The organism is Aquimarina algiphila (assembly GCF_947494415.1).
In the GTDB taxonomy this organism is placed as follows: Bacteria; Bacteroidota; Bacteroidia; order Flavobacteriales; family Flavobacteriaceae; genus Aquimarina; species Aquimarina algiphila.
Genome location: NZ_CANLVC010000001.1, coordinates 210,955 through 236,749, shown reverse-complemented (window position 1 = coordinate 236,749; position 25,795 = coordinate 210,955). Strand labels below are relative to the sequence as shown.

Sequence of the window (25,795 nt, the reverse complement as noted above, 5' to 3'; positions counted from 1 at the left end):
GGATGAGTTTTTTCGATGTTCTTGATATACTAGGTACGATTGCTTTTGCTATTTCTGGTGCATTAGCTGCGATAAAAAGACAAATGGATCTCTTCGGTATCTTTATTGTAGCATTCGTTACGGCCTTAGGCGGAGGTATTCTAAGAGATGTCTTTATTGGGAATACGCCGGTTTGGTGGATGGGACATTTCTATATCGTACACTTTATTAGCCTTTCTGTTATTTTGGCTATAGTATTTCGAAATAGGATTTATTTTTTAACGAAATCACTCTTTATATTCGACACCATTGGCCTAGCCATATTTACAATTAGCGGTGTTCAAATTGGAATTTCTGCAAGTTTGGATCCAGCCGTAAGTGTTGTACTTGGAATTATGACGGGATGTTTCGGAGGAGTAATCCGTGATATTTTGTGTAACAAAATTCCAATACTTTTCAGAAAAGAAATTTATGCACTAGCTTCCCTTGCTGGTGGAGTATGTTATATCATTCTTTACTCCTTAAAATTCGATAAAAATATATCATATCTAAGCACTATTGCATTAGTGGTTGTTATACGAGTTTTGGCGGTAAGATTTAGTATTTCTTTACCAACTTTTATCATCAAAAAGAAATAAAAAAAATAGTTGAAAACCTTTTACATTATAATTAATATAAACACATATGAAAACTTTACTTTATGCGGCTTCTATCTTTTTAATAGTAACATCTTGTGCACCAAAATTGGGCTCTACCTGGAAATCAAAAGACTACAAAGGACGTACATATACTAAAATTGCAGTTGTTGGTATCGGCGAAGATCTGGCAGCGCGTAAAGCCTTCGAAAATAATGCTGTTCAATTACTAAAAGACAATGGTATTCATGCAATTACGGGGATCACTATTTTTCCACCAAAGATGTCTCCTAAAAAAGGTGAAGACGCAAAATTTATTAAAATTTTAAAGGATAATGATATTGATGGAGTCATCACGATGAGTTTGATCAATACGAAAGAATCACAAAGGTATACGCCAGGCGAGACGTATGCAGTCCCATTAGGATATAGACGTTTTGGCAGATATTATTACAGAACATATAGTTATATTTCTACCCCAGGATATTATCAAGATGAAAAATCATATCTAATAGAAGCTGTTTTATATGATGTTGCAGGAGAATTGCAAGAAGGTCAAAATACTTTGGTATGGTCAGGTCAAAGTGCTTTAATTAACCCATCTTCTTCACAAAATGCAGCAGTAACTTTTACCAGCGAAATGGTAGCGTCCTTACTCAATGATATGGTAATTTTACCGTCTCAAAATTGATATAGATGTAATAAAAACTCTTGATCAAAATCGAAACCTAACGATCGATCTTGCATAAAAATGTTGTGTATCAGGTATTACTTTTCCGAATGTAAAAAAATGATCGAAGCCAATGGAAATATTATGATAAGAAAGAAAGATTCCATTGGTAAGCGTTATATGATTATTACTTATATTATCTAAAGCAAATTCATAATCCCTATCAAATAAATTACCTTGTGCTGTAGCATTAAACCCTGTTATAGTACCACCAATCGTTGACTTTAAGTAATACTTAAATTTTTTATCAGATAGAATACTATTACCAAAAGCAGCTGATTTATATAGTTCTCCGAATTTACCAATACGTAAACCTACCGCAGGACTAATGTCAATATATAGATTTCCTAATCGTGTGTCTACCATCCCAAATACATCAAACAATTTGCTTTTAGGTGTAAAATCATATACGATTTTAGTGTTTATGTTAAAAATGAATTGATTTGGGATCTGAAATCTCCACCCATCAAAAGTAGATCCTCCTGTTATGTTATTGTGAAACCATCCCTGAAGCTCTTCAGCTTGGGATAAAGGTCCCATAACCCCTGCCAAAAGACCAACTTCAAAAAAGGATTTTTCGAAAACATATGTTGCATCAAGTGTCCCATATAATATACCTGCAAAAGGTCTGTCAAAATTAGAAACACTCTGTTGATCAGATTCTATGACTATTGATTTGTTAGAAGGAGTATACCCTTCTAAACGTAATTCGGTTCCAAAAAAGTAATCACTTTTAGAAGGAAATAGTTTTTCAAGTCGTAATAGTCTCTCTGTTCTGAAGTCGTATTGTATTCCTACTCCAAAGGTGTAATAGCGATCAGAAATTTGCCAAGCAACCAAAGCATCGTTATCTGTAGTTAAAGAAACTTCTTTATCATAATGTCGTGTTTGTTGCGCTTTCAATTGTGCTACATAGCTTAAAGAAGCAAAAACAATATGGAGGTATCGAATTAGGTTCATGATTTCCAGATTTAGCTAATATTTCTTAATGACTATATTAAAAGTACTGGATAATCAAAAGATCCATACGGTATTCTTTGGTCAAGTTGCTAAAAATAAAGGTGAACTATCCTATGTTTACAATGAAATAATATAAACTAGTTTTATGTTTTATAATCTTGACATATACATACTGTAGTTCTTGAGATAGCTGATACTCAAAACAAATAAATCATTTGATATCCAACTGATACTCACTTTTCATTTAGAACGTTTCACCTATGCTTTTTTGCTGTTTCAGAAGAAAAATTATAGCCTCCTTCATAAACTTAATCTACTTTTACACAATAATATATATCTAGTTATGACAAAAAGTATTCTTATTTATGTAGTATTTGCTTTTATACTATATAGCTGCCAAGGTACCCAGGGAAATAATAAATCATTAGAAGGAAATGAAGCTATCCAAAGTAAAATTCTTCTAAATGATATTTGGAGTATGACAAAAATTAATGGCGAAGACTATAAAAATGTTGCTCAAAAACGACCACAATTAGAATTTAATCATAGAGAGAATAAATTTACTGGAAATGATGGTTGTAATCAAATTTTTGGAAATTTAAAAAAACTAACGAATACACATTTAGAATTTGATGCTATAGGAGCAACCAGAATGAAATGTATTGAAGCAAAAACCTCAGTGCAATATCAAAACTTGCTCAGAGAAATTAGATATTATAAAATAGAAAACCTCACCTTGTCTTTACTTGATACTGAAAATAAAGCCTTAATGGTGTTTAAAAAAATAGATTGAAGTGTTCTTAGGAATAATTCTTCATTTTAAAACATATGTTTAATTTGTAAAAAACTACAATAATGAGATATATAAAAAGATATATTATAAGTGCGGTATTTGTTTTTTTTTAATAGCATCTTGTACAGAAAAACAAGCTTGTTCTAAGGGAGTAAATGGTACTTTGGTAAATATGTTAGGATTGGATGGATGCTCTTGGGTAATTCAGTTAGATACTGGTGAAAAACTACAAGCAGTTAATCTGTTTGATTTCGAAATTGACAAGAAAAATGAGCCAAGGATATCCATAGTGTATAAAGAAGCTGAAGCTATGGCGGGAATTTGTATGGTGGGCAAAATGGTAGAAATATCTTGCCTAAAAGTAATCAATTAAGAATTAAGTGTAGAGAGAGACCTTGTTAGAGGTTTTCAAATCCCTAGAAATAAATTACCAGACTAAAATTATAGTACTAGTACTATAATTTTAGTCTGGTAATTTTTGATAAGAATATAAAACGCTTCGCTTTTGTGAATATAGAGAAACTTTATCTTATAATCATAGCCTGATTTTTTTTACATTTTAAAAGCTAAAACTGGTAAGGTTGCATGATGCACAAGATCTTCTGATATGCTTCCTCCAAAAAAGTGAACCAAACCTGTTCTACCGTGAGTTGACATAGCAATCATATCCACATTTGTATTATTAGCATAACTTAGAATTCCAGCTTCAACTGAATAATCCGATATATATTCAATCGTAGGTAACCTGTTTAGGTTTCCATCAGCTTTTTCTAAGAATTTTTTTGCTTGTTCTTTTATTTCTGTAGTGCTTTGGAAATTTGAATAAGGCAAATTAACGTGCAATAAAGTAGTTTCACTGTTCATCGTAGATAATAAGTCTAGTGCTTTTTTGAACGCAGGAATACTTTCTTCAGAAAAATCTGTAGCATATACTACCTTATCAAAATCTACATTAGTAAGTTTAGATTTAACGATCAATACGGGGACATTACTATGTCTAACGACTTTTGCAGTGTTAGATCCAGAAAATATACCTTCTTGTCGACTGTGACCATGAGATCCCATCACAATAAGATCTGCTCCAATATCTTTGGCTACTTGATCAAGTTCATCAAATACTTTATGATGTTTGATTATTGTTTCAATTTCTATACCTTCTAAATAGTCTTTTTGTAAAAATTCCTCAAACTTTTTGCTTGCTAATTTCAACATAAATAGTGTTTCTGCCTGTGTCTCAGCACCAGATACCGAGAGTACCGCCTCTGATAATTCTAACATATGAATAACAATAATTTGTGCATCATGTTTTTTTGCCAAAGCTGCAGAAGTTTCCAAGGCATACTCAGAATATTTAGAGAAATCTATGGGTACTATTATTTTTTTCATGTAGATAAAGTTTAAAATGATTTGTTAAAACATAAATGTAAAAAAAAGAGAGTAAAGAGATGTGTTTTTCTTTGACGATTATATTCCTTCATACCTAATAACCGTGTTTTAATCTTGTAATAAGCATTTGATAGTTCCAGAAACATGTTTGTGTTCCCCAAAAAAATGTATAAAATCTTTGTCAGAAATGTTTCAGTTTCAAACCGGGAAGTTTCACTTTCGTTTTTGGTCGTTTCACCTAAAAAGCGAATAATTAAGAGCTAATCTCAAAGTACATTTGTATAAGAAATAAGGGCAAAACCCAATTAAGTAATAACATTGAAAATCATGGAAACAGCAAATTTAAAAATTGTTTACAGTCACAAAAACAAATATGAGAATACTCTAATCAATCAGAATAGAAGGACTCAGTTTATTAATAGGTTTGAAATACAAGTCAGAAGTTGGTATAAAAAATTAGAACAGTTAGGTATTGCAGCAGGTACTGCAATTAGAAATTAAATAGCAGAAGAATTATTAATTAATAAAATATAAGGAGATGAAGACGATAAAATCAGTTTTAGTTACTATTTCAAAAAATATTTGGGATAGCATAACACAAAAAGAAGGATATAAAAATCTAGAAGAATTTAGCTTAGAATATAAGAATAATGATGATGATATGTTTTTGTTCATCTAAAAGATTTAGAAATCATGAAAACACTATACAGACTATTCGGAACCGCGATAGTATTGATACTTTTTTCTAGTTGTTCATCTGTGAAAATTACAGATTCTTGGAAAAACTTAGAAGTACCAGATATAAAGAATAAAAAAGTAATGGTGGTAAGTAAAACTGATGATCAAACGGCTAGAGTACGTTTTGAAAACGATTTAGTTGAAAATCTAAACAAAAAGGGATACCAGTCTGTGGAGAGTTATGTTATTTTTCCAAAATCATCGCCTACCAAAGAATTAAGTGAATCTGAAACATTGGAAATAAAAGAAACCCTTAAAAATAAAGACATAGACGTGGTGATTGTGACGGTACTAAAACATTGTGAAGAGTATACAAAAATGATTAGTAACAATAACTCTTTTCTATACCCTTCGTATTATGGGCTAGGATACTATAGAGGGTTTTATGGGTATTATGGAACTATATATATGGACTCTGAGCCAGTTACAGTAATAACAGAGAATGCTAAAAAATATATCCTTGAGACTGTGGTTTATGACCTCACACAACCTAAAGAAAAGCAATTGTTATCAGTAATTACAACCGAGATAGATAACCCGAAAACCTTAGGAGTTGTATCAATTGATTTTTCCAAAAAGGTAGTTAAAGAATTAAACAGATAATTTGATGAGTAGTTTTTTCACAATTTGATTAGGTTGATTTTAGGCAGCCGGAGATTAAATATATGTTTTCGGCTGTCTTTTTTAAGTAGATAGTAAATAGTCAACTCAAGGCATGTTAAAAATACGATAAAAGTACATTTGATTTAATTAAGGAGGTGAAGCGTACCCCCATACCTTCACTTCTGTATAGAAGCCTCCAATTCCCATACGGAGGCTTCTTCTTCTCCAGGAACAAATAATAAAAATATAAGCAGGATTAATAATCATATGATCAGCACAATTTTCCGTAAATTTAACAAGATCAAATCAATGAAGATACTATTTACATTGGGGGAGAGAAAAATAAAACATACTGTAATTTTAAAGATAGCATTGCTAATTACAGTGCTTATCAATCTGCCAAGAACATTATCATTGTTTGATATCACAAAGAAATTGGTTGATTCTTTTACAGAAGTTTCAATACGAGATATTATAGTACGGTTTTTGTTTCTTTTTTTGATGTCATTAGTTTCACTTGAGCTTAACACCAATTGGAAAAATATTTATGCACGGTATTCCACTTTTTTGAGAACATGTATAACTATTGTACTCAATACCATATTATTTTTGGGTATAGTTCAGTTACTTGTTTCAATATACCCTTTAGTAACAGGGCAGAAGTTATCAGAATCCGAAACCGGATTTATGTACTTTGTGTACTTTGTAATTTTGATGATTACTATTTTTATAGCTCGAATTCTTAAATATCAAATGATACATCATGAGGATCTTTTAGAAAATGAAAAACTAAAACAGCAAAACCTTCAAAAGGAATTAACAGCATTAAAAAATCAAATCAATCCTCATTTCCTTTTTAATTCTTTAAACTCATTAAATTCAATAGTGAGAGATAATAAAGATGCAACTACATTTATAAAAGAATTATCCTTTATGTATCGATATATTTTACAGAGTGGAGAAAGAGATGTAGTCTCTTTACAAGAAGAACTCAAATTTTTAGATAGTTATGTTCATTTGGTAAAAACAAGATACCGGGATCGTTTTGCGATTAATATAGCAATAGATGATAAGTATCTACAAAGAGAGGTTCCTCCGCTAGCATTACAGTTATTAGTAGAAAATGCTGTAAAACATAATGAGATTTCAGAAAAGAATCCTTTACAGGTAAGTATATATTCAAAAAATGAAATTATTTATGTCGAAAATGAAATACGACAAAGAACTTCTTTTGTAGATAGTACTGGTAATGGATTAATGAACTTGGATAAACGATACTTTTTACTAAAAAAACAACATATTAGTATTAGTAATAAAGAAAATATATTTAGAGTGAAACTGCCTATAAATTGAAAATATGAAATATGAAAGTAGTACTAGTCGAGGATGAAATAACTGCGAGTGATCAACTCGCATTCTTACTGAATGCTATAGACCCAAATATTGAAATATTGAAGGTGTTAGATTCTGTAAAAACGGCAATTGAGTATTTTTCTAATACTCATGAAGCATCACTTGTTTTTATGGATATTCATCTGGCAGATGGTATTTCTTTTGAAATCTTTGAACAAGTACAAATAGAAACTCCTATTATTTTTACAACTGCTTATGATCAATATGCAATTAAAGCGTTTAAGGTAAACAGTATAGATTATTTGTTAAAACCAATTGATGAAGATGAATTATCTGAAGCCATTCAAAAATTTAAAAATAGATCTAATGAAGATGGTTCTTTAAACAACCAAATTCATGGTATGTTACAATTACTTCAAGCTAAAACAAAACATTACAAAACAACATACCTGGTTCATCACAGAGATGAATTGATTCCTGTGAAAACAGAAAATATTGCTTATTTCTATATAGATACAGGTATAGTGAAGGCGATTACTTTGGAGAATAAAGCATACATTATTGATAAGAAACTGGAAGATATAGAGGATGAATTAGACCCCGAAGTTTTTAACCGGGTGAATAGACAATTTATAATTCATAAAATTGCTATTTCAACCATTAAACAATATTTTAATGGAAAGCTAATTGTAAATATAACCCCGATTGCTAAAGAACGTATTGTAGTAAGTAAAGCAAAAGCAACAGCATTTAAAAAATGGGTGGATTTATAAAATCAAGACAAGCTAAGTTTTCTGATATTGTTAGTCAGATACTTCAAGATAGAGCGGTTGACCTTCTAACTACCTCGAACATGAACATTAATTTGATTAGTGGATATTCTGATAGTCCAAATTTTATTCGATCATTTAAAAAATGGACAGGTTTTACCGCTTGTAAATACAGAGAAAGTATGATGCTTTTACATTATAATATTAATATTATAGGAAAACTTTGTTACCCCAAAATAAAAACCACTATCTCCATTTTCTCCAAAACCGTTGGCTTGTTCTATTCGGGTATTATCTCGATAACGTACATATCCAAGGGATACTTGAAAAAAAAGTGATTCACGTTCTACCTTTGAGAGATAATAAGAAACTTTAAACAACAGATTCTTAATGAATGTTACTATTGACAAAGAAAAACCCTAATTTAAAATTAAAATAGCGAAACCTCTTTACTATCCAAAGTGAAGAGGTTTTTCTATTCTATAGGCTTGATTATAGTTTTTAAAACTACTTTATCTCTACTTAATCTTTGTTAAAAAATACTTCAATGTGAAGTTGAGAAACTTCACATTCATTTTTGGTCACTTCACTTATAAATTCAAAGAATAACAACTAATCTAGAAGTACATTTGTGTAAGAAATGAGAGTAAAAGTTTAATTAGAAAATAAATATATTATGAAAAAACTATCATATATTTTACTAGCAATTATTACTATTTCACAATTCATATCCTGTTCGTCAGATGATTCAAATGGATCAAATGATCAAAATTTGATTCTAGGAAAATGGCAACTTATAAAAGTAACCAGAAATATGGACGAGGTAATACTAAGTGATTGCCGTAAAGAAGAAACATTAACTTTTTTTGATAATGGGAATATAGAAAATTATTTTGTAGATAATGATCCTTGTGATTTTAGCACGAAAACTTTTCAATATTCTGTAAATGATGATGAATTTACTTTTTCTATTCCTAATGAAGGGATTAATGGTAGTACTTATATTTTAAAATCTCGTATTCTTTCTTTAACCAAGAGCAAGCTAGAATTCCAGTATTTTAATGATAATGAAGTAGGGGATTATCCAGAAAGTCAAAGAGAGACACAAGAATATATTAAAATATGATTTATGAAAAAGCTAATAACACTCGCAATACTATTTTTGATTAGCACATCATTTATAATTAATAGTTTAGATACGACTTCGGTGTATATCTGCACAGGAAAATATAGTAAGAAATATCATTACGAGGAAGACTGCAGAGGATTGTCAAATTGTAAAGCAAAAATAAAAGAAGTAGATATAACAACAGCAAAAGAGTTTGGCAGAACGCTTTGTGGTTGGGAGGATTAAAAATTACTTATTATAAATATTAAATAATAAAATTTTAAGGTATGTAGGTTTTTAAGAATAAGGTTTTCTTTTTCATTAGATGGATTCTATTAATTAAAAGTTGTATTCAGATGAGATTATTTTTGTTTTTTATTCTTGTAGTATCCAATATTACATTTGGGCAGGTCGAATTACTTGATTCTAACAATGGTTTTAAATCCATAAAATTTGGTACAAAGCCTTATGAAATCGATGGAGTTAAGTTTTATAGAAGTGATGATTCTTATAATTTGTATTTTTTGTTGGAAGAAAAAACAGATTTGAATCAAGTTTTTGATGTGGATTTTCCTATTTTAATGTTAGGATATGATTTTTATGAAGATAAACTTAAACTTATTAAATATGAAAAATTCTATAAAGAGACATCTGCAAAAATTGCTAAAGTAGCATTACAGGATTTTAAAAACATAGTTTCTAAGTTTGAACGAGTTTTAGGAAAATCCGACTTTAGGAGAAATAAAGATGAAGATTTACCAAAACTTCAACATTTATGGTACACAAAAAAAAATAGTTTGTTGATTGTATTCGAACAACTTGATTATGATATAAATAAATTAGGTGAATTAGTTGGAGTTTTTACTATTAAGGTGTTGTTTCGTACTATTGAGGTCGAAAATAACTCTGAATAAAACCTATAAATTTTATTAGTTGTTGAGCTAGGAGATATTTCTGAGGTTATTTTGTGATTTCACGTGATGAGCTACAGTAAAAGAAGAGTCTTAGACCACAGAATACAGGTTGTAAATTGATTTCAAATTGTATTTTTAAGTGGTCAAGATGAATCGGAAGATTTTAATCAACTTATTCACACCGTACTGAACAATCTCAAAAGAAATCAAAATAAAGAGCTTACTGAAGACGAAATGGAAACAAATTACCTTGAGCATTTATAATCAACTAAACTAGATTTCAGAAAATCTAAAAACGGATGAGACTATATAAAGTATTAAAACCAATATTATTGAAGAATAGAGTTGTCCTCTGTTTTTTTATTTCACTATTTATTTTCAGTTGTTCTAATAATAAAGATCCATTTAAAGATGTAGAATTAGGTAATGTGTCAAAAAAGAAATTCATCAAAAAAATGAAGACTAATTATCAATTTGAAAAGTCTAAGAAAACTTTAGATTTAAGAAAAGACACCTTGATTTTTGATTTTTCTTTTAGAGATGAACAAGGTGACTTACCTCTAATTGTGAAAATTAATCCAAAATATGGATTGGGTAACTTAAGAAAAATAGAGATTCAATTCAATAACTTAGATATATTGAATTTCGATGAAAATGATAGCATTAAATTATCTAATGCTAAAAGAATCATGGAATTATATAGATCATGGTATGGTATACCAGATACGATAATCAAGAAAATAGATATTGTATATCCTCAACAAAAGATTAATAAAAGATTTCTAACTTGGGAAACAAATAATGGTAGTATAACTATAGAAGATATCACATTTGCTTCTACTATATATGATATAGTTACCTATGAAATGATTGGATACGAAAAAGAAATTGAAAGAATTAAAGACTCAATAATAGTGAATCAATTCCCTGATAATTTAGTTGAGATAAATCAGGGACCATTTGTACATTGGAAGGATATATCCAAATACAAAAAGGAATTTGTAATTGATGTACATCATTATTATAGAAAAGATCCTTTTGATCATAGAGCAATAATTGCATTAAGATATGATATAATAATATCAGATCAATTTAACAAAATATTGTACACCGTTAAGGATTTTACGCACGAATTGAAATTTCCAATAACTCAATACCAAACAGACTATATATATGATGGAAATCAGATAACGACAAGAATGATATATGATATTCGAGATTCAAATTACAAGAAATTGGAACAAGCCCGAAAATATCGTAAGCAGTATAAAATAAGGTTAAAGGCAATTTTTAAGTCTATAGTTATGAGTGATGGTAGTGTTGTAGAATCTAATCCTTAAAATATTGCTTATTTCTATATAGATACAGGTATAGTGAAGGCGATTACTTTGGAGAATAAAGCATACATTATTGATAAGAAACTGGAAGATATAGAGGATGAATTAGACCCCGAAGTTTTTAACCGGGTGAATAGACAATTTATAATTCATAAAATTGCTATTTCAACCATTAAACAATATTTTAATGGAAAGCTAATTGTAAATATAACCCCGATTGCTAAAGAACGTATTGTAGTAAGTAAAGCAAAAGCAACAGCATTTAAAAAATGGGTGGATTTATAAAATCAAATTTTTACCACTAGCCCTTCTCTTGCTAAAAAACAATTTGAAAAACGCTGTTGGCATTGCTGCTCTACTTTTCTTAAGAAATCATCATTGTGTTCAGGATCATGATGTGTAAGATAGAGTTGTTTTACATTTGCAGTTTCAGCAATTTCAATAGCCTGTTCCCAACTACTATGTCCCCAACCTTTGTGACTTAGGAGCTCTTCTGGAGTATATTGAGCATCATGAACCAACACATCTGCATTTTTACAAAAATCAATAACATTTTGATCCAATGTATCACCATGCTCTATATCTGTGCAGTATACAAATACTTTTCCTTCGGTTTCTAAGCGATAACCATATGCTCCACCAGGATGCATATGTTTGTTAACTGTAATTTGACCTCCATCAAAGGTAACCTTATTCCCTTGATTTACGGTAAAAGTAAAATTTGCCCCCATATCATCTATACCTATAGGGAAATAAGTACTTTCCATTTGTTTAGCCAATATTTCTTTGAAATCATGTATGCTGGGAGCATCATCTCCAATAATAAAAAACTCGATTTCTTTGTTTACATCATAAGCAGGAGCAAAAAATGGAAATCCTTGAATATGATCCCAATGGAAATGTGAGAAGGTGAGAAAAATCTTATTCCCAGGAGAAAAATTTTTAGAAATGAGTTCTTTTCCAAGTTTTCTAATACCAGTGCCGGCATCAAAAATGAGTATACTTTCTCCTTCTTTTTTACCCGATACAGTTACACAAGTGGTGTTACCACCAAACTCCTGAAAACCAGATTCGCAAACAGGTATAGAACCTCTTGTACCGTAAAATGTTATGATCATACATCTAATTTAGTTAAAGAAGTAGCTAATAACAGTAGAATTATTTATTAATATTTTTGATTTCCTCTTTATACGTTTCTTGATCTATCCTTTTTTCAATAACAGCTAATGATTTTGCAACAATGTATTTAACATTTCCAGGAGTAAACCCGATTGCTTTGGCCATTCTTTCTAACCAAAAGGTTTGCTGTTCTCCAGAAATAGTTTTATCGTCAGAAATTAGTTTTGTTAAGGTATACATGCTCCCTAATCGTTCATTATAGGTAGTGGTAGGCTCCAATGGATAGGTGATATAGTTTTGCATGATGTGATCATATTCTTCTTTAGGTATTTCCATGATCGTTGCTAAATGAGAAAGAAATGTTTTTTCCTCATCAGAAATTTTGCCATCTCTTAGGGTTATTTTAACAATTGCACCAAATTGATAATGATAAGTACTCTCTGATTTCATAATATGCCTTTAAAATATTTTGTAAGCTAAAATTAGGTAATTATTTGAATTAATAATTATCTTTTGAGTTCATAATATCAAATCATTAACACATTAACTATGAGAATTATCACCACAGGCTTGTTACTATTCTTTTGTATATCAGTGTTTTCACAAACACAAGAAGAGAAACAAGCAGAGAGAGAAAAAAACAAGGTAGAAATATTTACATCAGGAGAAAAGGATAATCTACAATTCTTTTTTAAAGAACAAGTGGATAAAATGAAACTAACAGAAGACCTTAGAGATGACTATTATGGAATCATTTTGTATTACACCAATAAAATGAGGCGTATTGGAGACAAGAATAAAGGATATACAGAAGCTGAGATAAAAACAAAGTTTGATGCTATGGTGATTAAGCTTAACGATGAAGTCAAAGAAATTCTAACGAAAGAACAATATCCTATGCATAGAGAAAGCTTTAGTAAGATTGTAACCAGCGTTTACAATAGAAAAGGTTGGGGAAAATAGTAACCAATCTATATTGCGCAACCTTAGGAGTAAGAAAACTATAGCTATCATGATTATGAGTTTTTTATTTATACGTATTTAATAGTTATCCTAATTATATTCCCAAAATATTTTTCTTTATTTAGTTTCCATATATGGAAACTAAAATATATATTTGCAGAAATTCAGATATTAAAATGGAAGAAACTCAATCTATATTGGACTTATATGCTGAAGCGTATAAGGAAGAAAATTACCCTCCCGTTGCAGGAAAAATGGTTGGATTATTTTTCACTTCAAATCAAAAGTATTTTACGTTTGAAGAATTAATGGAAGGTGTTGGAGCTAGTAAAAGTGCTACAAGTAAGGCACTAAAGCTACTTATTGATTTTGGAGAGGTCAACTATAAGACTCTAAAGGATAATAAGCGTAAGCGTTACTTTTACTTGGATATTAAAGGAAACCTCGATAGGATACAACGCTATATTGATGGTTTCAAAATGCAAACTCGTTTATTTAGAGAAACCTTGAAATTACGAAATGAAGAAGATAAAGAAGTTAATCAATTTATTGAAGAACTAATAGAATTTCATTCCGGAATATTACAATTTGTAGATAACAACTCAAAGAATCGTTTCAAAAAAACCTTACAATCCGTTAATAAGTAACCTATGAAAAAAATAACGTTAATAGTTCTACTTGTTTTTATTCATATAGGGTATTCTCAAACCTCAAAAACAATAACCGTTGGTATTCTTGCAGATAAATCAACACAAGAGACAAAGCCCTTATTAGAAAAATTACAAAACGAAATAAAAGGAGTAGTCGGTCAGAGTACAACTATTGTTTTTAAAAAAGTGTTAGAAAACGATTTTAATATAGAGGCTGCAAAAGCAAATTACCAAACACTATTAAATTCTGATACAGATATTATTCTCACTTTTGGAGTTATTAATACCATCGTGTTATATCAAGAAAAGAACTATACCAAACCGGTAATTGTTTTTGGAGCTGTAAATGGAGATTTTTATGAGTTGCCAGAAGGTCAGCAAACATCAGGAGTTGATAATATTACATATCTTATAACACCTTTCTCTTATACAAAAGATCTGGAGGCTTTTCAATCTCTATATGATTATAAAAAAATTGGAATTATAGTAGATGATTTTATGCCCGATATATTACCAGTAAAAGCATTATTTGATGATTATTTTTCTAAGAGAGAATCATCATACACATTAATTCCGCTTAAGAATGTTTCAGATATAGGAACTAATTTTAACGATATTGATGCGGTCTATCTTACCGGTGGGTTTTATTTAAGTGATACAGAGTTTTCTTCATTAGTTACTGCTGTTAATGCTAAAAAACTCCCTTCTTTTTCGGCCTATAGTATAGAAGATGTCGAAAAAGGAATCTTGGCTTCTAATCAACCAGAAACTAATATAGATCAGTTCTTCAGACGTATTGCACTGGATGTAGAATCCATTATCGGAGGTACGAATCCATCTGAGTTACCTATGTATGTAGAATATAAAAACAAGCTTTCAATTAATTTTAATACTGCAAAACAAATCGGATTTCCATTACGATATAGTATGTTAGGAACCACAGATTTTATCGGAGGAAAGAACGACATTAAGTCGGGGATTTCTTATTCTATTATTGATATTATGAATGGGGTAGTAGAGAAGAACTTAGCTCTTGATGTTGAGCGTAAAAATATAGCATTAAGTAGTCAGGACGTAAAAACAGCAAAAAGTAGTTATTTGCCTAATGTAACAGCTAATGCTTCTGGAGTGTATATCGATCCTAAGGTTGCAGAAATTTCTAATGGATCCAATCCAGAATTTTCAACTTCAGGAAATATCGCTTTAGAACAAGTAATTTATTCAGAAAGTGCAGGTGCTAATATTACAATTCAGGAGAACATACAAAAAGCACAACAAGAAACGTATAATGCTGCAGAGTTGGATGCAATTCTAAATGCTTCAGTGGCCTATTTTAATGCTTTGATTTTAAAAACCAATGAGCAGATTCAAAATCAGAACTTACAGGTAACCAAAAAAAACTTACAGATTGCAAATCAAAATTTTGAAGCTGGAGAATCGGGTAAATCAGATGTGTTACGTTTTAAAAGTCAAATGGCGCAAAACACACAGAGCTTAATAGATGCTGATAATCAGAGATTACAGGCGCTTAATACGATTAATCAATTGATGAATAATCCGATTGCTACCGAAATCGATATTGAAGATGCAGAAATCTCTGAAGGATTGTTCAAGGATTATAAGTATGAGGATTTTTTAGAAATTTTGGATGACCCGAAACTAAGACCTTCGTTAATTGAGTTTCTTGTCGAGGAAGCAAAGAAAAATGCACCAGAGTTAAAAAATATCAACTATAATGTTGAGGCTACACAAAGAAATTATAGGTTTAATACAACTGGGAGATTTATCCCAACAGTAGCATTGCAAGGAAGCTATAGTCTTGCCTTCTCAGAATCTGGTAAAGGAATTACAATCCCCGTTGGATTTCCTAATCCACCTGATGGAACATATAATGTAGGGTTAAACTTATCCCTACCTATTTTTCAACAAAATCAGCGAAATATTAATAGACAAACCGCAAAAATTCAGGAAGATCAATTAGTAATACAGAAAGAAAATGTAGAACTGAATATTGAAAAGAATGTAAATGATATTTTGTTAGATATGATCAATCAAATTGCAAATATCGAAATCTCTAAAGTATCAGAAGAGGCAGCCAAAGAGAGTTTGGATCTTACTCAAAATGCTTATGCAGAAGGTGCTGTACCTCTTATCCAATTAATTGATGCGCAAACCAATTATTTACAGTCACAACTTGCTAGTGCAACAGCTAATTACAATTACTTGTTAACTTCTATGCAGTTAGAAAGAGCTATTGGATATTTCTTCCTAATGAATACAGAAGCCAGTAACCAGAATTTTATTCAAAGAGCCAACCAGTACATTTTAAATAAAAACTAATTCGCAATCCATGAAACTCATAAAATACATACTACTGTTCGCATTCGCATTTTTGATGCTGAATGCCTGTAAAGAAAAAGAAACTGAAAAAAAAGAGGTACTACGACCTGTAGAATTTCAGGTAGTGGGGAATTCGAACGTACAAAAAACTAGAACTTTTAGCGGGATAGCCAAAGCAGGGAATGAGATTGAGTTAAGTTTTAGAAGTGGAGGTGTTATTACAAAAATAAATGTAAGTAAAGGACAGCAAGTAAAGAAAGGAGATCTTATTGCCAAATTAGATAATGTGCAGGCTAACCTAGCGTATGAGCAATCGGTTTCTGCATTAAATAGTGCTCAATCAGCAATGAGCACAGCAAAATCTAGCTTAGATCGAATCAAATCCTTGTATGAAAAAGGAAGCAACTCATTAAGTGATTATGAATCGGCAAAAAATTCTTATCAGAATGCCTTGGATCAATACGAATCAGCAAAACGAAATAAAGGTATCCAACAATCTCAAATCAATTATGGATATATATATGCGCCTCAGGATGGCCTGATTGCAGATACTAACGGAGCTGTTAATGAAACGGTGAGCGCAGGACATCAATTTGCTATTCTAAATGCTGGAGATCAGATGAAAATTGAAATCGGATTACCAGAAAATATTGTAAATAAAGTACAATTGGGAATGTCAGCGGTTATTTCTTTTTCAGCAATAACAGGAGAAAATTTTAAAGGAAATGTATTAGAAGTTTCTCCAATAATTGATAGTGATGCAGCGACATATATTACGTCAATTGGAATTATAAACCCGACAAATGCTATAAAATCAGGAATGACAGCCAATGTGACTTTCAATTTTGAAGATGTTCAAACTACAAAGGAAAACGCTCTTGTTATTCCGGTAAAATCTGTAGGAGAAGATGGAGAGGGTAATTTTGTTTTTTTGATTGAATCTGAAGATGGAACTACGGGAATGGTTAAAAAACATCGTATAGAAATTGGAGAACTTACAACAGATGGTTTTAAAATCAAAAGTGGACTTTCTGAAGGGCAACGAATTGCTACAGCAGGATTGCAAACCTTATTGGATGGTCAAAAGGTGAAATTACAATAATCGCTACAAAAAGAATAAGCTATGAATTTTGCTAAATTTTCTATTGAAAAAAATCGTGTTGCTCTAAGTATTCTTGCGGTTATCTTGGTCATGGGTATGGTTTTTTATGCTTCTCTTTCAAGAGATAGTATGCCGCCTTATACTATTCGTGTGGCATCTATCGTTTCATCATTTCCAGGAGCAAGTCCAGAACGTGTCGAGGAATTGGTTACAGATAAGATTGAGAAGATTGCACAGGAACTTCCCGAACTAAAAAAAGTGACCAGTACTTCGAGAACCGGACTTTCTGTAGTTCAGGTAGAATTAAAAATGGAAGTTTCCCCAGAACAATTACAACCAGTTTGGGATCGATTACGACGTAAATTAAATACGATTCAAGGACTACCTAATAATGTACAACCTCAATTGAATGACGATGGTATTGGAGAAGTATTCGGCATTGCTGTTGGGATTACCAGTGATGGCTTTTCTTATGCAGCTATGAAAGAACAAGCCGATGATCTAAGAAATGATTTGATCAAGTTAGAAGATGCTGCTAAAGTTGAAATCAATGGAGCACAAGAGGAGAGGGTTTTTGTGAAATTTGATAATACTAAACTAAAAGCATACGGATTAACCTCTAGTAGTTTACAAGGGATCATTGCAAATACAAATATTCTGAATTCTGGTGGGGAAGTTAATATCGAACAAGAACGAATTATATTGGAACCCACAGGTAATTTTAATAGCATTGAAGATATTAGGAATATGTTGATCCCGATTGGGCAAAATGGACAAGTTGTTACTCTAGGAGATATTACTGCCATAGAAAAAGGATATATAAATCCTCCAACACAAAAAGTACGGATTAATGGTAGAGATGCGATTTCTCTTCATATTTCTTTAAAAGAAGGAAGGAATATCATCAAGTTGGGAGAAGAAATAGATGTATTATTAGCAGAATGGCAAGCAAAACTCCCCGTAGGATTAGAAGTTTCTCGATTAGCATCTATAGATCAATATATTGAACTTAAGATTAGCGATTTTCTTGGAAATTTGATGCAAGCTATAGCTATTGTATTAGCTGTGATGTTGATTTTTCTTGGGTTTCGAACTGGGATGGTTATTGCAAGTTTGATTCCTATTGTAACGATTACAACATTAATGGTCATGGGACTTATGGATATAGGTCTTAATCAGATTACTCTGGCAGCTTTGATTATGGCATTGGGGATGATGGTTGATAATGCTATTGTGGTTGCAGAATCTATTATGGTGAAAATGGAAAATGGCATCGAAGTAAAAAAGGCAGCTATTGATTCATGTGCAGAATTATTTATGCCATTGTTAATATCTACTTTAACAACATCTGCAGCATTTCTTGCATTTTTTATGGCAGAGTCTGTAATGGGTGATATTATGGGACCTATTTTTGTAGTGATTACTATTGCACTCTTGTCTTCCTGGATCATTTCGTTAAGTATCATTACTTTATTCTGTGTATTTTTTCTTAAAATTAAAAATAAAAAAGATAATAAGGTGGGTTTCTTGGATCGTATGATCAATGGATTGAAGTCCAAATACAAAGATCTTATCCTAATTGCTTTAGCTTGGAAAAGAACAGTATTATTAGGTATTGTAGCGTTGTTCTTTTTATCACTTTATGGATTCACAAAATTAGCATTTGTATTTTTTCCCGATAGTGATCGTAATATGATAACCATAGATATTAACTTACCAGAAGGAACCAAAATTGAAAGTACTACTGAAACCATATTAGCTATTGAAGAATTTATAACCAAAAACTTAAAAGTTAATGATGAAAACAGAGATGGTATCGTAGATTGGTCTTCTTACATTGGTGAAGGTCCATCATCCTATGACTTAGGATATAGTGTCGATGAACCTAATTCTAACTATGCTCATATCTTAGTAAACACTTCTTCTTTTTTAGTGAATAATGATATGGTAAAAGAACTGGATGCTTTTTGTTTTGGTACATTTCCTAATGCTGATATCAAAGTTGGACTATTAGGATCAGGAGGTGGGGGAACCCCTATTGAAATTAAAATGTCTGGTAATAATCCAGATAAGTTAGCCAGTATAGCGGAGGAAATAAAAACGAAATTGTTTAGCATTTCAGGAACAAAGAATATTAAAGATGATTGGGGACCCAAAGGAAAGAAATTCGTAATTGATATTGATCAAAACAAAGCACAGTCAGCAGGAATAACCAACCAGGATGTGGCAATATCATTACAAACGGTATTGGATGGTTTTCAGGCAGGAGAATTTAGAGAAAATGATAAGTCTATTCCTATTGTAATGACCAGCAATCAAGGGAAGCAGCAATCTTTAGCTTCTTTAGAAACGCTTAATATTTACGGTCAAAACTCAGGAAAAAGTGTTCCTTTATTACAAGTAGCGAATATCATTCCACAGTGGCAATATTCCAAAATAAAGCGATTAAACCTTACGCGCACTATCAATGTTTCCAGTGAACTTACTGAGGACGGAAATGCTTCAGAGATTACTGCATTAATAAAGCCTTGGTTAAAAGAACGAGAATCAGAATGGGGAAAGGAGTATACCTATACATTGGGAGGAGATGCAGAAAACAGTGCCGAAAATATGGGTGCTGTAGCTAAATATTTACCACTTTCTGCTTTTATCATCGTGATGTTATTGATTATACAATTCAACTCTTTTAGAAAAATGACAATGATTGTAACGACTATTCCGTTAGGAGTTATTGGTATGGTAATAGGGTTGTTATTATTTGGTGTTCCCTTTGGATTTATGGCGTTCTTGGGAGTAATCTCTCTGGCTGGTATTGTAATTAATAATGCAATCGTTCTGATAGATCGTATAGAAATCGAAGAAAGCGAATTGAAACGAAAACCGCAGGATGCCATTATAGCAGCTTGTATTCAACGTTTTCGGCCTATTCTACTAGCGACCTTTACTACGGTGTTAGGATTAATCCCTTTATATCTTGGAGGAGGAGAGATGTGGGAACCTATGGCAGTAACCATTATGATAGGATTATTATTTGGTACAGTAATTACCTTACTATTTATTCCTGCGTTTTATAGTGTGTTGTATAAAGTAGATTATAAAGAGTATGAATTTAATGAAGCATTATTAGAATAAATCGTAAAGAATATTTGCTTTTATTCTAGGCAAAATCAATTATTATGTCTAAAACACAAAGGGTGAATTGTGTCTTAAAAACAGTGTTACTTTTTTTAAGTTGTAATTGTATATGTTATAGTCAAGGGAACTATAGAATAGAAAATTATGGAAATCGTTCAATTCTTTTAAATGGAAATGTAACCGGGAGTGTAGAGGATTTAGGATTGGCATATTATAATCCGTCCAGATTGGGGTTAATAGATGAACCCGCTTTTGCTATTAGTGGTAAAGCTTTTGAATTAACTCGTATAGGACTTGAAAACGCTTTTGGAGATAATCGTAATTTAAACTCTTCTGAGTTTAATGGTATTCCAAGTATGATTGCGGGCACATTTACATTGGAATTTTTACCAAATGATAAATTTGCGTATTCTTTTATTTCCAGGTATCGTTCATCGATTAATCTTAATTATGATACAGGTATTTTGGAAGAAGATATATTAAATTCTCTAGATGGTGCAGAACGTTTTTTGGGGAGAATAAACCTGGACGATGAGATAAAAGAAGAGTGGTTTGGATTAACCTGGGCCAGAAAAATAAACTCTAATTTTAGTATTGGTATTTCAAGCTTTATCTCTGTGTATGAAATGAGAGGTAATGGTAGTACATTGTATACCGCAGAAGGTGTAAATGAAAATGTAGTTACGTATACAAGCGATCTGCTTTATAAACAAAAAACATATGGATTGTTCTTTAAAATTGGAGCTTCCTGGAAAATTTCAGATGTTGAACTAGGAATGAATATTCACCTTCCTTATATTAATGTTATTGATGACGCTTCGTTTAAAGGAGAAGAGTTTTTATCAGGTTTAGGAGCACCCGAAGATTTTTTTAATTTTATAAATGTAGAAGATCTTAAAAATAAAAGAAAGACAGCGTTAGGAGTTTCGGTTGGTGCGGGTATCCCAATACAAAAAAGCAGAATTCATTTAAATGTAGATTGGTATAATGGAGTCGATAAATATGAACGTATTACATTACCCAACTTTACAGCTGGAGTAGATGACGTATCTGAGCTAGATTTTAATGAAGAGTTAAAATCTGTATTTAATTTTGGTGCAGGAGCAGAAATCTATATATCCCCCTCATTTAGCGGTTTTCTTAGTTTTTCTTCTGATTTTTCGGCCTATGTAGAGAATACTAATTTGTTTAATGTTATTAATCAAAATGAAGGTGAGATTAATTATGAATCCGATTATTGGCATTTTGGACTTGGGTTTGATGTATCCTTAAAATGGGGAAGTTTTTTATTAGGAAGTACCTATTCAAGAACGAATTCAGAGTTTCAACAACCCATTAATTTTCCTATAGATCCTGTAGATGAATTTGAAGAAGGGATTTCAGATTTACAATTAGAACGATGGAGGTTTATTGTGGGATTAGAAATTCCTTTACTTAATGAAAAACTAAAATCACTTAAAAAAAATATCAAGTAAATGGTTTATTTAAAGCAAAATACAATTTTTAACATGCTAATGATAAACTAAGAAAGTATAAAAGTAATATATTATGTTTGAAAATAAGATATATTTTTATCGATTTGAACTTTTCTTTTTTAGTCAAATTGCTATCCTTTTCGGATCGTTATTATTTCCATCTGATTTTTTCGAAAATATATTATCACCAGTACTATTTTTAATGAATCTCGGAGCAGGAATTCTTCTCATTTCAAAAAATAAGAAGTTAATGTGGTTTTTTATCGTATTGCTTATATTTTCCATTATTTTTTTCGGAGTAAAAGCAATGGAAAAACAAGAGATAAAGTTCCTTAACTTTCTAAACATGGGAACTTATTTTTTGTTTTATGTAGTAGTCGCTTTTGAAATCATAAAACAAATCTGGGGAACAAAAATTATTAATAAGAATGTGATTTTTGGCTTAATGAGTGGTTACATTTCACTAGGGTTAATAGGTTTTTTTATGTGTCTGACTATAGAAATGTCCTACCCTGGATCTTTTACGGGGTTATTAGCCACGATAAATCAACCCGAACTATTAACAGAAAGATTAATGTACTATAGTTATATCACTCTTTTAACCATTGGGTATGGAGAAATTGTTCCTGTTTCTAGGTTAGCACAAAAAGCAGCAGTCTTAATTGGTATGATGGGCCAGTTTTATTTAGTCATTCTTACCGCAATAGTAGTTGGTAAATATGTTAATAAGAATAATGAAGGATAGCCTAAAGAAGTATAGTAATTGAAGGAAAAAGTAATAAAGACAAAAACGTTACTACTTATTTCAGTAGTCATATCATTATTAATTAATTTTAATAGGCTGCTATCTATTGTATACCCTAAACTAACATATTTTAATGATGTTGAAGGTGATTCAATACCTGTCTTTTTATTTCGAATGTTTGCTTTTACAGCGTATTGTTGGTCGATTTTGTATTTTACTATTAACAACACAGTCATTTTTCCTAAATTTAATAAAACGGCAAGGAGATTTGTTTTTATTGTATTGATAGTGGTTCTGGCTAAAGTCTCATTTCATATTTTTATAATAAGTCACGGATTTTTATTGGTAGAAATAATTCAACCAGAAAGAAATGGAATATCATATGTTTGGATAGTAATGGGAGTTATCTCACTACTATTAGGGTGGTTACTGAAATTTCAGTTAAAACAAAAAATAAATGAAATAGAAAAGGATCGACTCATTAAAGAGAATATTCAGAATGAGTTAATAGCATTGAAGAGTCAGATAAATCCTCATTTTTTATTTAATTCTTTGAATTCCTTAAATTATATTATTCGTAATTCTCCAGAAGAAGCTACAGATTTTGTGGACAAGCTATCTTTTATTTTTAGATATGTTTTACAAAGCAACGAGAAAAATCTTGTTCCCTTAAAAGAAGAGATAGAATTTTTGAATAACTATATGCACCTTGCCAGAATACGATATGGTACTAATATTCAAATACATGTGGATATTGTAGAAACTACTCACTCCATTTTGATTCCTATACTTTCTATACAAATACTAATAGAAAATGCAATAAAACATAATGAAATTTCTAAGGAGTATCCTCTAAGTATAAACATTTATTTTGAAAATGATTATCTTATAGTCAAAAATAAAATACAACCACGAAGTGATCCTGAAAAAAGCACTGGATATGGATTAGCAAATTTATCTAAGCGATATGAACTACTAAAAGAAAAGAATATCCAGATTCATAAAAATGATCATTTTATCATTAAACTTCCCATTTAGCTAATTATGAATATTATCAAAGCTGTAATTGTTGAGGATGAATTAGCTGCCAGCAAAAATCTGGTTGATTTACTACATCGCGAAAACCCTGAAATTGAAATTATTGCAGTATTAGATAGCGTAAAATCTACCGTACGATATTTTAAAGAACATCAGGATTTTGAACTTATCTTTATGGATGTTCATTTAGGAGATGGTATATGTTTTGAAATTTTTGAGGAAATTGAACTAAACAAACCTATAATTTTCACCACGGCTCATGATCAGTATGCTATTGAGACTTTTAAGGTGAATAGCATGTACTATTTACTAAAACCCATTCAACAAAAAGAGCTCACAAATGCCATTTTAAAGTTTAAAAAAAACAATTATAATAGCATTCAAAAACAATTTGATGTATTGTTTGAGAATATAAAAACTAAAAGGCAACATTATTGCTCAACTTTTTTAATCCCTAACAGGGGTGATATTATTCCAATCAAAGTTAAAGATTTTGCATTCTTTTATATTAATAGAGGAGTAGTTAGAGGAGTTACGTTTTTAGCTGGATCTTATACAATGGAAAAAAAAATGCAGGAATTAGAAAAAGATTTGGATCCGGAAGTGTTTTATAGAGTCAATAGACAATTTATTATAAATCGTGATGCGGTTGATAAAATTAATTATCCATTTTACGGTAAGATCAAGGTAACTGTGATACCAGAAATTGATGAAAATATTATTATAAGTAAAGAAAAATCTAAAGATTTTAAAAACTGGTTGATGAATGGTTAAAGTTCTAATTTGTACGGTTAAAATTCAAAATTAGCCACTTCACTTGTTTTTGTTTTTTTTACCATTTTAGATCAGATACATTTATTGTGATCTAATGAATGAGTTTTATTGCTTGGATCATTGTTTTAATAGTAATTGCACACAAATTGTCTATAATGAAACGTGAGTATTTTGTATATCAAGTATCTTATTTCAAACCCTTGTTAATGAGATTAGAAAGTTTTGGTATTGACACCGAAAAACTTATTCAAAAAAGCGAAATACGACATTTTGATCTTTCTAATTCACAAAACTATATTCCGACAACAGTAGTTCACGATTTTTTTTCTCTATTAAGAAGAAATAGTGAAACGGATACGTTCGTAGTTAATTTCCTCAATGATTTCAGTCTTTCAGAATTAGGCAGTTATGGTTCATATCTAGCTGGGTTTTCTTCTTTAAACAAATCTATACTAGCGTTTGTCAAATTCAACGATGTACTTCAGACAAATATTAAAACGGATTTTAAAATTCATAAAAATGAAGCTATATTATCTTTTTCATTTTTAGATCAACATTCTAAAGGAGGTAAAATATCAGAGTATATTTTATTAGCTATTATATGTCAGTTGTTTAATGTATATGGAGGACATAATTGGAATCCAATGGCTGTACATATACCAAATGCAATGATTTCTGATATCAAACCCTTGTTACCCCATGGAGAATATCCAATTAAATATAATCAACCAGAATATCGATTTGTATTTTCAAAATCATTATTGCAGTATGAAACGTATACAAATCCTCTGAATCTTTTTATAATACCTGAATATCAAGAAAAAAATATTATAGCTATTATTGAAAATGTGATATCGAGCTATAAGTACGGTTGTATTCCCTCACTCAAAACACTTGCTAGTCATTTTAATACTTCAGAGAGCAGTATAAAAAGGGTGCTAAAATCAAAACAGGTTAAATTTTCTGATATTCTTAATAATATACTTCACGATAGAGCAGTTGACCTTTTAACTACTTCTGATATGAATATTAATTTGATTAGCGAATGTTTAGGATATTCTGATAGTCCAAATTTTATTCGATCATTTAAAAAATGGACAGGTTTTACACCAGGTAAATACAGAGAAAGTATAATACTTTTACATTAA

29 protein-coding genes are annotated in these 25,795 nt (G+C 30.8%); 25 read left to right on the top strand and 4 right to left on the bottom strand.

What is annotated here, in order from left to right; genetic code table 11:
* Positions 1-2: 2 nt before the first annotated feature.
* Together PQF96_RS01020 and PQF96_RS01015 are read left to right on the top strand one after the other, a co-directional pair.
* Positions 3-617: a trimeric intracellular cation channel family protein gene (locus PQF96_RS01020; RefSeq protein ID WP_271764790.1), complete on the top strand. Its 615-nt coding sequence runs from the start codon at positions 3-5 to the stop codon at positions 615-617.
* A 46-nt stretch (positions 618-663) separates the two neighbouring features.
* On the top strand, positions 664-1,305 hold the full coding sequence (locus PQF96_RS01015) for a hypothetical protein (protein ID WP_271764789.1): 642 nt from the start codon (positions 664-666) through the stop codon (positions 1,303-1,305).
* 24 nt (positions 1,306-1,329) lie between these two features.
* Here PQF96_RS01015 and PQF96_RS01010 read toward each other — a convergent pair whose 3' ends face one another.
* On the bottom strand, positions 1,330-2,304 hold the full coding sequence (locus PQF96_RS01010; protein WP_271764788.1) for a lipid A-modifier LpxR family protein: 975 nt from the start codon (positions 2,302-2,304) through the stop codon (positions 1,330-1,332).
* 343 nt (positions 2,305-2,647) lie between these two features.
* On the opposite strand from PQF96_RS01010, the gene PQF96_RS01005 reads away from it, so the two are divergent.
* Both PQF96_RS01005 and PQF96_RS01000 read left to right on the top strand, forming a co-directional pair.
* A complete protein-coding gene (locus tag PQF96_RS01005) occupies positions 2,648-3,097 on the top strand; it encodes an META domain-containing protein (protein ID WP_271764787.1) in 450 nt (149 codons plus the stop codon).
* Between the two features lie 181 nt (positions 3,098-3,278).
* Positions 3,279-3,470: a hypothetical protein gene (locus PQF96_RS01000; RefSeq protein WP_271764786.1), complete on the top strand. Its 192-nt coding sequence runs from the start codon at positions 3,279-3,281 to the stop codon at positions 3,468-3,470.
* A 179-nt stretch (positions 3,471-3,649) separates the two neighbouring features.
* On the opposite strand, the gene PQF96_RS00995 is transcribed toward PQF96_RS01000, so the two are convergent.
* Entirely contained in the window at positions 3,650-4,483 is an 834-nt protein-coding gene (locus tag PQF96_RS00995; protein ID WP_271764785.1) for a universal stress protein, read from the bottom strand.
* A 327-nt stretch (positions 4,484-4,810) separates the two neighbouring features.
* Here PQF96_RS00995 and PQF96_RS00990 point away from each other — a divergent pair, with 327 nt between their 5' ends.
* The 11 genes from PQF96_RS00990 to PQF96_RS00940 all read left to right on the top strand — a co-directional run bounded on the left by PQF96_RS00990 (position 4,811) and on the right by PQF96_RS00940 (position 11,591).
* Positions 4,811-4,984, top strand: coding sequence for a hypothetical protein (locus PQF96_RS00990; protein ID WP_271764784.1), 174 nt, complete (start codon positions 4,811-4,813; stop codon positions 4,982-4,984).
* Positions 4,985-5,021: 37 nt separating this feature from the next.
* On the top strand, positions 5,022-5,162 hold the full coding sequence (locus PQF96_RS00985; RefSeq protein WP_271764783.1) for a hypothetical protein: 141 nt from the start codon (positions 5,022-5,024) through the stop codon (positions 5,160-5,162).
* Positions 5,163-5,176: 14 nt separating this feature from the next.
* The gene (locus tag PQF96_RS00980; protein ID WP_271764782.1) at positions 5,177-5,824 is read left to right on the top strand and encodes a hypothetical protein; all 648 of its coding nucleotides are present in this window, start codon (positions 5,177-5,179) and stop codon (positions 5,822-5,824) included.
* A gap of 309 nt (positions 5,825-6,133) precedes the next feature.
* Positions 6,134-7,177 (top strand): sensor histidine kinase, encoded by a 1,044-nt coding sequence (locus tag PQF96_RS00975; RefSeq protein ID WP_271764781.1) that lies wholly within the window; start codon positions 6,134-6,136, stop codon positions 7,175-7,177.
* Between the two features lie 11 nt (positions 7,178-7,188).
* Positions 7,189-7,950, top strand: coding sequence for a LytR/AlgR family response regulator transcription factor (locus PQF96_RS00970; protein ID WP_271764780.1), 762 nt, complete (start codon positions 7,189-7,191; stop codon positions 7,948-7,950).
* Positions 7,935-8,285 carry a helix-turn-helix domain-containing protein gene (locus PQF96_RS00965; RefSeq protein ID WP_271764779.1) on the top strand — a complete coding sequence of 117 codons (351 nt, stop codon included), beginning with the start codon at positions 7,935-7,937 and terminating at the stop codon, positions 8,283-8,285. Before PQF96_RS00970 ends, PQF96_RS00965 begins: the two co-directional genes overlap by 16 nt.
* A gap of 338 nt (positions 8,286-8,623) precedes the next feature.
* Entirely contained in the window at positions 8,624-9,073 is a 450-nt protein-coding gene (locus PQF96_RS00960; RefSeq protein WP_271764778.1) for a lipocalin-like domain-containing protein, read from the top strand.
* 3 nt (positions 9,074-9,076) lie between these two features.
* Positions 9,077-9,301, top strand: coding sequence for a hypothetical protein (locus PQF96_RS00955; protein WP_271764777.1), 225 nt, complete (start codon positions 9,077-9,079; stop codon positions 9,299-9,301).
* Positions 9,302-9,411: 110 nt separating this feature from the next.
* Positions 9,412-9,969 carry a hypothetical protein gene (locus PQF96_RS00950; RefSeq protein WP_271764776.1) on the top strand — a complete coding sequence of 186 codons (558 nt, stop codon included), beginning with the start codon at positions 9,412-9,414 and terminating at the stop codon, positions 9,967-9,969.
* A gap of 299 nt (positions 9,970-10,268) precedes the next feature.
* The gene (locus PQF96_RS00945; RefSeq protein WP_271764775.1) at positions 10,269-11,309 is read left to right on the top strand and encodes a hypothetical protein; all 1,041 of its coding nucleotides are present in this window, start codon (positions 10,269-10,271) and stop codon (positions 11,307-11,309) included.
* Between the two features lie 3 nt (positions 11,310-11,312).
* Positions 11,313-11,591 carry a LytTR family DNA-binding domain-containing protein gene (locus PQF96_RS00940; protein WP_271764986.1) on the top strand — a complete coding sequence of 93 codons (279 nt, stop codon included), beginning with the start codon at positions 11,313-11,315 and terminating at the stop codon, positions 11,589-11,591.
* Between the two features lie 2 nt (positions 11,592-11,593).
* Here the strand turns inward: PQF96_RS00940 and PQF96_RS00935 are convergent, their stop codons facing one another.
* Together PQF96_RS00935 and PQF96_RS00930 are read right to left on the bottom strand one after the other, a co-directional pair.
* Positions 11,594-12,424, bottom strand: coding sequence for an MBL fold metallo-hydrolase (locus PQF96_RS00935; RefSeq protein ID WP_271764774.1), 831 nt, complete (start codon positions 12,422-12,424; stop codon positions 11,594-11,596).
* Between the two features lie 40 nt (positions 12,425-12,464).
* Entirely contained in the window at positions 12,465-12,875 is a 411-nt protein-coding gene (locus PQF96_RS00930; RefSeq protein ID WP_271764773.1) for a TerB family tellurite resistance protein, read from the bottom strand.
* 99 nt (positions 12,876-12,974) lie between these two features.
* Between PQF96_RS00930 and PQF96_RS00925 the strand changes: the two genes are divergently transcribed.
* The 10 genes from PQF96_RS00925 (at position 12,975) to PQF96_RS00880 (ending at position 25,795) form a co-directional block, all read left to right on the top strand.
* Positions 12,975-13,388, top strand: a complete 414-nt coding sequence (locus PQF96_RS00925) for a hypothetical protein (RefSeq protein WP_271764772.1) — start codon at positions 12,975-12,977, stop codon at positions 13,386-13,388.
* A 134-nt stretch (positions 13,389-13,522) separates the two neighbouring features.
* Complete coding sequence (locus PQF96_RS00920; RefSeq protein ID WP_271764771.1) at positions 13,523-14,035, top strand: GbsR/MarR family transcriptional regulator; 513 nt, start codon at positions 13,523-13,525, stop codon at positions 14,033-14,035.
* A 3-nt stretch (positions 14,036-14,038) separates the two neighbouring features.
* Positions 14,039-16,378 (top strand): TolC family protein, encoded by a 2,340-nt coding sequence (locus tag PQF96_RS00915; protein ID WP_271764770.1) that lies wholly within the window; start codon positions 14,039-14,041, stop codon positions 16,376-16,378.
* A gap of 10 nt (positions 16,379-16,388) precedes the next feature.
* On the top strand, positions 16,389-17,480 hold the full coding sequence (locus PQF96_RS00910; protein ID WP_271764769.1) for an efflux RND transporter periplasmic adaptor subunit: 1,092 nt from the start codon (positions 16,389-16,391) through the stop codon (positions 17,478-17,480).
* Between the two features lie 21 nt (positions 17,481-17,501).
* Positions 17,502-20,612 carry an efflux RND transporter permease subunit gene (locus tag PQF96_RS00905; protein WP_271764768.1) on the top strand — a complete coding sequence of 1,037 codons (3,111 nt, stop codon included), beginning with the start codon at positions 17,502-17,504 and terminating at the stop codon, positions 20,610-20,612.
* A 44-nt stretch (positions 20,613-20,656) separates the two neighbouring features.
* Positions 20,657-22,090: a hypothetical protein gene (locus tag PQF96_RS00900; protein WP_271764767.1), complete on the top strand. Its 1,434-nt coding sequence runs from the start codon at positions 20,657-20,659 to the stop codon at positions 22,088-22,090.
* 73 nt (positions 22,091-22,163) lie between these two features.
* Positions 22,164-22,835 carry an ion channel gene (locus tag PQF96_RS00895; protein ID WP_271764766.1) on the top strand — a complete coding sequence of 224 codons (672 nt, stop codon included), beginning with the start codon at positions 22,164-22,166 and terminating at the stop codon, positions 22,833-22,835.
* Between the two features lie 18 nt (positions 22,836-22,853).
* Positions 22,854-23,873: a sensor histidine kinase gene (locus PQF96_RS00890; protein ID WP_271764765.1), complete on the top strand. Its 1,020-nt coding sequence runs from the start codon at positions 22,854-22,856 to the stop codon at positions 23,871-23,873.
* 6 nt (positions 23,874-23,879) lie between these two features.
* Positions 23,880-24,647: a LytR/AlgR family response regulator transcription factor gene (locus PQF96_RS00885; protein WP_271764764.1), complete on the top strand. Its 768-nt coding sequence runs from the start codon at positions 23,880-23,882 to the stop codon at positions 24,645-24,647.
* A gap of 206 nt (positions 24,648-24,853) precedes the next feature.
* Positions 24,854-25,795: a helix-turn-helix transcriptional regulator gene (locus PQF96_RS00880; protein WP_271764763.1), complete on the top strand. Its 942-nt coding sequence runs from the start codon at positions 24,854-24,856 to the stop codon at positions 25,793-25,795.

Excerpts from the sequence above, each read along its gene's own strand:
- PQF96_RS01020 (WP_271764790.1), top strand. The coding sequence starts at position 3 with ATGAGTTTTTTCGATGTTCTTGATATACTAGGTACGATTGCTTTTGCT.
- PQF96_RS01015 (WP_271764789.1), top strand. The coding sequence starts at position 664 with ATGAAAACTTTACTTTATGCGGCTTCTATCTTTTTAATAGTAACATCT.
- PQF96_RS01010 (WP_271764788.1), bottom strand. The coding sequence starts at position 2,304 with ATGAACCTAATTCGATACCTCCATATTGTTTTTGCTTCTTTAAGCTAT.
- PQF96_RS01005 (WP_271764787.1), top strand. The coding sequence starts at position 2,648 with ATGACAAAAAGTATTCTTATTTATGTAGTATTTGCTTTTATACTATAT.
- PQF96_RS00995 (WP_271764785.1), bottom strand. The coding sequence starts at position 4,483 with ATGAAAAAAATAATAGTACCCATAGATTTCTCTAAATATTCTGAGTAT.
- PQF96_RS00990 (WP_271764784.1), top strand. The coding sequence starts at position 4,811 with ATGGAAACAGCAAATTTAAAAATTGTTTACAGTCACAAAAACAAATAT.
- PQF96_RS00985 (WP_271764783.1), top strand. The coding sequence starts at position 5,022 with ATGAAGACGATAAAATCAGTTTTAGTTACTATTTCAAAAAATATTTGG.
- PQF96_RS00980 (WP_271764782.1), top strand. The coding sequence starts at position 5,177 with ATGAAAACACTATACAGACTATTCGGAACCGCGATAGTATTGATACTT.
- PQF96_RS00975 (WP_271764781.1), top strand. The coding sequence starts at position 6,134 with ATGAAGATACTATTTACATTGGGGGAGAGAAAAATAAAACATACTGTA.
- PQF96_RS00970 (WP_271764780.1), top strand. The coding sequence starts at position 7,189 with ATGAAAGTAGTACTAGTCGAGGATGAAATAACTGCGAGTGATCAACTC.
- PQF96_RS00965 (WP_271764779.1), top strand. The coding sequence starts at position 7,935 with ATGGGTGGATTTATAAAATCAAGACAAGCTAAGTTTTCTGATATTGTT.
- PQF96_RS00960 (WP_271764778.1), top strand. The coding sequence starts at position 8,624 with ATGAAAAAACTATCATATATTTTACTAGCAATTATTACTATTTCACAA.
- PQF96_RS00955 (WP_271764777.1), top strand. The coding sequence starts at position 9,077 with ATGAAAAAGCTAATAACACTCGCAATACTATTTTTGATTAGCACATCA.
- PQF96_RS00950 (WP_271764776.1), top strand. The coding sequence starts at position 9,412 with ATGAGATTATTTTTGTTTTTTATTCTTGTAGTATCCAATATTACATTT.
- PQF96_RS00945 (WP_271764775.1), top strand. The coding sequence starts at position 10,269 with ATGAGACTATATAAAGTATTAAAACCAATATTATTGAAGAATAGAGTT.
- PQF96_RS00935 (WP_271764774.1), bottom strand. The coding sequence starts at position 12,424 with ATGATCATAACATTTTACGGTACAAGAGGTTCTATACCTGTTTGCGAA.
- PQF96_RS00930 (WP_271764773.1), bottom strand. The coding sequence starts at position 12,875 with ATGAAATCAGAGAGTACTTATCATTATCAATTTGGTGCAATTGTTAAA.
- PQF96_RS00925 (WP_271764772.1), top strand. The coding sequence starts at position 12,975 with ATGAGAATTATCACCACAGGCTTGTTACTATTCTTTTGTATATCAGTG.
- PQF96_RS00920 (WP_271764771.1), top strand. The coding sequence starts at position 13,523 with ATGGAAACTAAAATATATATTTGCAGAAATTCAGATATTAAAATGGAA.
- PQF96_RS00915 (WP_271764770.1), top strand. The coding sequence starts at position 14,039 with ATGAAAAAAATAACGTTAATAGTTCTACTTGTTTTTATTCATATAGGG.
- PQF96_RS00910 (WP_271764769.1), top strand. The coding sequence starts at position 16,389 with ATGAAACTCATAAAATACATACTACTGTTCGCATTCGCATTTTTGATG.
- PQF96_RS00905 (WP_271764768.1), top strand. The coding sequence starts at position 17,502 with ATGAATTTTGCTAAATTTTCTATTGAAAAAAATCGTGTTGCTCTAAGT.
- PQF96_RS00900 (WP_271764767.1), top strand. The coding sequence starts at position 20,657 with ATGTCTAAAACACAAAGGGTGAATTGTGTCTTAAAAACAGTGTTACTT.
- PQF96_RS00895 (WP_271764766.1), top strand. The coding sequence starts at position 22,164 with ATGTTTGAAAATAAGATATATTTTTATCGATTTGAACTTTTCTTTTTT.
- PQF96_RS00885 (WP_271764764.1), top strand. The coding sequence starts at position 23,880 with ATGAATATTATCAAAGCTGTAATTGTTGAGGATGAATTAGCTGCCAGC.
- PQF96_RS00880 (WP_271764763.1), top strand. The coding sequence starts at position 24,854 with ATGAGATTAGAAAGTTTTGGTATTGACACCGAAAAACTTATTCAAAAA.